Origin of the sequence: Microvirga tunisiensis (assembly GCF_009296175.1) — a bacterium.
GTDB classification, from domain to species: Bacteria; Pseudomonadota; Alphaproteobacteria; order Rhizobiales; family Beijerinckiaceae; genus Microvirga; species Microvirga tunisiensis.
The window spans coordinates 1-4,878 of sequence record NZ_VOSK01000408.1; the positions used below are offsets into that span (position 1 = coordinate 1).

General features: G+C 59.3%; 7 protein-coding genes. 2 read left to right on the forward strand and 5 right to left on the reverse strand.

Annotation, left to right across the window (positions count from 1 at the left end; translation table 11 throughout):
- Nucleotides 1–512: response regulator (locus FS320_RS37920; protein WP_152717439.1), on the forward strand; the 512-nt coding region annotated here is incomplete at its 5' end.
- Between the two features lie 100 nt (nucleotides 513–612).
- On the opposite strand, the gene FS320_RS51470 is transcribed toward FS320_RS37920, so the two are convergent.
- The 5 genes from FS320_RS51470 to FS320_RS37940 all read right to left on the reverse strand — a co-directional run bounded on the left by FS320_RS51470 (nucleotide 613) and on the right by FS320_RS37940 (nucleotide 4,244).
- The gene (locus FS320_RS51470; RefSeq protein ID WP_153885384.1) at nucleotides 613–774 is read right to left on the reverse strand and encodes an IS3 family transposase; all 162 of its coding nucleotides are present in this window, start codon (nucleotides 772–774) and stop codon (nucleotides 613–615) included.
- 28 nt (nucleotides 775–802) lie between these two features.
- Nucleotides 803–1,480 carry a CYTH domain-containing protein gene (locus tag FS320_RS37925; RefSeq protein WP_152717440.1) on the reverse strand — a complete coding sequence of 226 codons (678 nt, stop codon included), beginning with the start codon at nucleotides 1,478–1,480 and terminating at the stop codon, nucleotides 803–805.
- Between the two features lie 351 nt (nucleotides 1,481–1,831).
- The gene (locus FS320_RS37930; RefSeq protein WP_162003505.1) at nucleotides 1,832–2,584 is read right to left on the reverse strand and encodes a LuxR C-terminal-related transcriptional regulator; all 753 of its coding nucleotides are present in this window, start codon (nucleotides 2,582–2,584) and stop codon (nucleotides 1,832–1,834) included.
- Between the two features lie 468 nt (nucleotides 2,585–3,052).
- Nucleotides 3,053–3,463, reverse strand: coding sequence for a hypothetical protein (locus tag FS320_RS37935; protein WP_152717442.1), 411 nt, complete (start codon nucleotides 3,461–3,463; stop codon nucleotides 3,053–3,055).
- A gap of 379 nt (nucleotides 3,464–3,842) precedes the next feature.
- Complete coding sequence (locus tag FS320_RS37940) at nucleotides 3,843–4,244, reverse strand: response regulator (RefSeq protein ID WP_152717443.1); 402 nt, start codon at nucleotides 4,242–4,244, stop codon at nucleotides 3,843–3,845.
- Between the two features lie 33 nt (nucleotides 4,245–4,277).
- On the opposite strand from FS320_RS37940, the gene FS320_RS37945 reads away from it, so the two are divergent.
- On the forward strand, nucleotides 4,278–4,751 hold the full coding sequence (locus FS320_RS37945; RefSeq protein ID WP_152717444.1) for a DUF3572 family protein: 474 nt from the start codon (nucleotides 4,278–4,280) through the stop codon (nucleotides 4,749–4,751).
- Nucleotides 4,752–4,878: the final 127 nt, after the last annotated feature.

Sequence of the window (4,878 nt, forward strand, 5' to 3'; positions counted from 1 at the left end):
GCACGACGGTCAAGATCTATCTGCCGCGTCTTCATGCCGCCGCTGCCGAGCAGCCAGAAGAGGACATCCGGCAGGATGTTGTGCCGACAGGCTGCGAGACCATCCTGGTGGTTGAAGACAACACGGAGTTGCGAACCTACAGCACCGAGAGCCTTCGGGAGCTCGGGTACCGGGTCTTCGAGGCTGCGACTGGGCCCACAGCCTTGAAAATCCTGGCGAGCCGGCCGGAGATCGAGCTGCTGTTTACCGACGTTGTCCTTCCGGATGGGATGAACGGGCGCCAGTTGGCCGATCAGGCGAGAGGCCTTCAACCACAGCTGAAGGTGCTGTTCACAACGGGCTATACCCGTAACGCGATCGTCCATCACGGCAGGCTTGACCCTGGCGTGCAGCTGATCGGCAAGCCGTTCACTTACGCCGAATTGGCGTCGAAAATACGGGCTGTCCTCGACGATGTGAAACAGGCCGACGAGCAGCAGCTCCCGGCACATTGGATTGATGGAAAGAGCTGACTGGTCAGTAACGAAGTCCTAACCACGTTTGGCACTTGATCGGGTTCCGTTGCAACTCCTGACGCAGGTCTGATCTTCCCCCGATTGAGTGGACACCGGGTTAGCTCGCTGTCCGCTCGGCCTGTTCGGGTGTGAGATACCCGAGAGCTGAATGAATGCGCTGCCGATTGTAGTAGCCCTCGATGTAGCCGAACAGGCACCCCCAGCTGATCAAGCGGCCAATGTTGTCCCCGCATGCATCCAGGGTAAGAATCCACTCCAATGCGACCTCAACCGCCTTGAGGAACAAATCAGCGCCCCTGTGGCTGCAATGAGCGGGCGAGGTCCCGGATGACGCTGTCCTCGATGTTGAGCCGGTCGAATTCCTGTTCGGCCTCAGGATCTAGGGCTGGCTCCGAAGCCTCGGGCGCACGTGCCGCCTGGGGTGGGTGCGGCTGGGGCTCGCGAGCGCGGTTGTCCAGGATATCGAGCAGGCTATTGAGGGCCGCGTCCGTGACCTCTACCTCTGCCGGGGATGGCAGACCAGCGAGGGCGATGGCGCGAGTCTGGTAGTTGGGATCACTGGTGACTTCAGGCCCGAACCAGGCCGGAGGCTGGAACTTTCGCGCGGCCTTGTCCTGCTTGAACACGATGGCGATCAGATCGAGCGGTCCCGGACTGATGAGTCGATGAATGGCGGCGGTGTGGGAGCCGATGTCCATGCCAACATTCTGGAGTTCGACCTGTCCGGCGGCCAGCTCGAGCAGAGCCTCGGCCTGCAGGCGGGAGATCGCAGTCGGGTCCTCCAGCAGACCGGCGGGGTGCTGGGAGACCAAGACGAGATGCCCTGCTTCGCCTTCCAACTGGACATGGGTGCTGCGGCTTGGTCCTTCCGGAAAGTAGCCTCGTCGGGCAAGCTGACCTCCCCTCTCCCTTTCGATCAGTCGAGCTAAAGAGGGGGCGAGCAGAAAGACACGAGTGGCGCTCATCGGGTGTCCGCCTTCCACAAGAGGTACTGATCGATCCAGCAGGTGCAATGTCACGTCGCAACGACAAGCAGGGGAAGACCGTTTGTCGTGATCTGCGTCAGACACAAGCCGGTGGTTACCAGAGCTATCCGACTTGCACCCCCTGATCGCCTCGGATTCCTCCGCGGCCACCGAAGGACGACAATGAACCAAGATGATCCTCAAGAAGGTTGTCGGCCACGCGAACAGTTCCTGTGGCAGATGCAAGAGGAGATTGCTGCCTCACGCTCTTTGGTACACTGCTGGCCGAAAACCAAGAGAGCTAACGGCACCGCACGCAAGTGCCACTCAGTCAACCTCACTGATCCGGTGTTAGGCGTTGAGGAAGGGTCGATCGGCAGTGCGGAGGTTCTCGCTGGCCCACATGGCGGCTTGGGTGCGATTGGCGGCACCGATCTTGCGCAGGATCGATTTGACGTGAACCTTGATCGTCGCTTCCGTGATCTCGAGCTTCCGGGCAATGACCTTGTTGGCTTCCCCACCCATCAGGGACTGCAAGATGACCGTCTCTCGCGGTGACAGCTTCCCCACCTTCGGATCGGGAGCGCTCTGGTCAGATGATGATGAGGTCTGCTTGAGACCTGAAACCGTTGATGCGACCTCTAGAAGGGGCTGGATCACGCTCCAAGGCAGGACCTGCTCGCCCAGAACCGTCAATTCAAGGACATTGATCAGCACCTCACGGCCGACCGTGGCAAGGCAGAAGCTATCAACCCCGGCCGCAACGGCGAGCTGGACCAGGTGAAGATCAAAGTTGTTGGCGATGACCACAATGCGAGCCGAGGGGTGTTGCCTCTTGGCGTCTTCAACAAACGCAATCGTCTGCTGGGGAGAACCGCTGGCATCAACGACATACAGAGCCGGTCCTGCGTCAGCCTGACCGGCTGACGAGGTATCTCCAACGCGCCCTGCGCCGATCACACCAAAGCAGGTCCCAGTCAGAAGATGCGTCAGGCCTGCCCCAAGCAGCGCATTTCCGCAAAGTAATGCAGTTGCAACATGCCGGCCTGAGCTGCCTGTCTGTTCGTTTGAGTGCGTCGCGCAGCCGTATTCACCGCCAAACATTCCCTGCCCCCTCGTAAAGTCTGGCGCAAACACTGCGCGTTCATCTATGATGATGAAGAACGCTGCCCGAGCAATAGCGCGCCGCATGATCTACCCACCAAGAGGTACGGATTAGTACGTAAGAGTACCTCACCGTTAAGCTCGGTTTAAAGAAGTCATGGACAGCGATCTAATCCCCATCTGCGGAAGAGCCTTGAGTATGGGTAACCAGGGCAGCTCGACAACAAAAAAGGCCCAGACATGGGACCTCAGGTTCTCAGAGGGAGCAATACAACGCTGGCAAACACGCCATGGCCAGCTTCATCCGTGAAGACGACCGAGCATCAAGCGCCAGGAGGGCCGGATAGCGGCAGACCTGATATCGTTGAAGCCGCGACCGTCGCACTCTGGATCGAACGAACGCAGGTCGAGGACCAGCCTGTGCATCCTTGGAGTGCGCAAGGTGCAGAACCCGTCGTATGGTCAGGGTCAGCCGTTATGGCCCGGGCCCTGAGCAGCCTCTTGGTGATCACCCCCATCCTGCGTGGCAAGCTTCATCCACCGGCGGTTCGGTCGGCGCCTTGAAGTCTTGAGCAGCCTTGTCTCCATCTGCTCTTGGAGCCATCGAAGTTCGTCCTGCAGCCACTCCAGGCGCCCCAAGAGTTCACCATCGGTTAGCCGGGAGCATGAGGGGCTGGCCGTCTGCTCGGGCGGTGCGTCGGTGACCCTGCGGATCTGCTCGAGGAAGGTTGGGCCGATGTTGGGAGTGGCGAGCCAGTAGCTGTCCGGGATCTCCGCAACCTCTCGGATGCTGGGACAGCGTCCCTTGAACTCATTGAGGATTGTATTTCTCACCCGAGGTGGAACGGCGTTCAGTGGAAATGGCTCATTCCAATCCATATGTCATCCGCAACGTAAGCCGACTTGCAATTGCAGCGAGCCAATCCAGGCTGATACAAGGCGAGACCCAGGCAGATATTGGGTGTCCACGGCTGATCGAAACTGCCTGTCATTCAAGAGCATCGCTTCCTGCAAAAGCGAACGCAGTCTTCACGCGCGCGAAAATCACGCCGAACATATCTTGTGGAATCTACGCAGCTCCCTGTGGCGGCAAAGATGCCCGCCTTCGCGGACGCTGCCGCAACTGGTGCGTCGGTGCATCCGTCTGCAAGGTGGTGGAGGCTGTCGAAGGTGCACAAGGTTGGATTGCGGCCACCTATGCGTATGTGAGCGGCCTCAACTCTGATGATCCTTCCAGAACTCCTTCGGCAGAGAGCCGTCAGACGGCGTCCAGCTCATATTCATTGGGAACGTACCGGTTCGATATCTGCCCGATGACGCCAACCAGTTGATGCGGATGGTACGGCGTCCGAAGGCAAGGAGCGTCACTCACCTTCTCTCGCTCCGGGAGCCTGTTGGGGATGGCACAGGTGTAGATGACCTTGATCTTCGGATCGTCCCTGCGGGCTGTCTTCGCGAGTGCCAGGCTCTCGGAGCCGTTCTCTATCTCTACGTTGATGACCAGAACGCTGATGCGCGGTTTCGTGCGGAGGAGGTCGAAAGCGTCCTCAACGCTGGCCGCCACCAGGACATCGTACCCATAGCCCAGAAGGCCGTTGCTGGTCAGGATGCCGGTCAGTCGATCCCTGGGAACCAGAAGAACAAGCGGTTGTCGAGCCATGCGGTGCCTCTTAGAAGAGTATGATCCGCCTACATGGTTAACGAGTGCTTACATCAACGGATCAGCTCGGTTACTTCTGTGACCATCCGCATAGAGGTGTGGCGGGGACATCGCAGTTGCGGCTCATGGCGCAGGTTAGGAGGCGGAGTGGCAGAGACGGGTTCAAAGCGCGGGCCAGCAGGATCGGAGACTGTTGACGCCTTAGGCATCAAGGTCCTTGCTTTTATCGTTGCCGATGTCGACCGGATCATTCAGTTCCTGAACGTCACCGGCTTACAGCCTGAAACCATTCGAGAGTCGGCGCAGTCGTCGCTCTTCCTGCTGGGAGTGCTCGACTATGCGTCAAAGGACGATGAACTGCTGAGGGCTCTTCACCAGGAACTGAACATCGCTCCGGCATCCATTCTGACAGCGCTTGGACATCAGGCGCCCGCGTCCGAGATAAAACCGCTGGACAGAAAGACCGAGGCGGCTCCGCCTCTGCCCCGAGGCAATCTGTTCAAGTGACTAGGGCGTGTCTGCAAAGGGGTTCCATGAGGAGCTTGGAGTTCCCATTTATCCAACGTGACACGTTACGAGTTGACGGACCGGCAGTGGCAGCGCCTTGAGCCGCTTCTGCCGCCCGAGCGGCCGC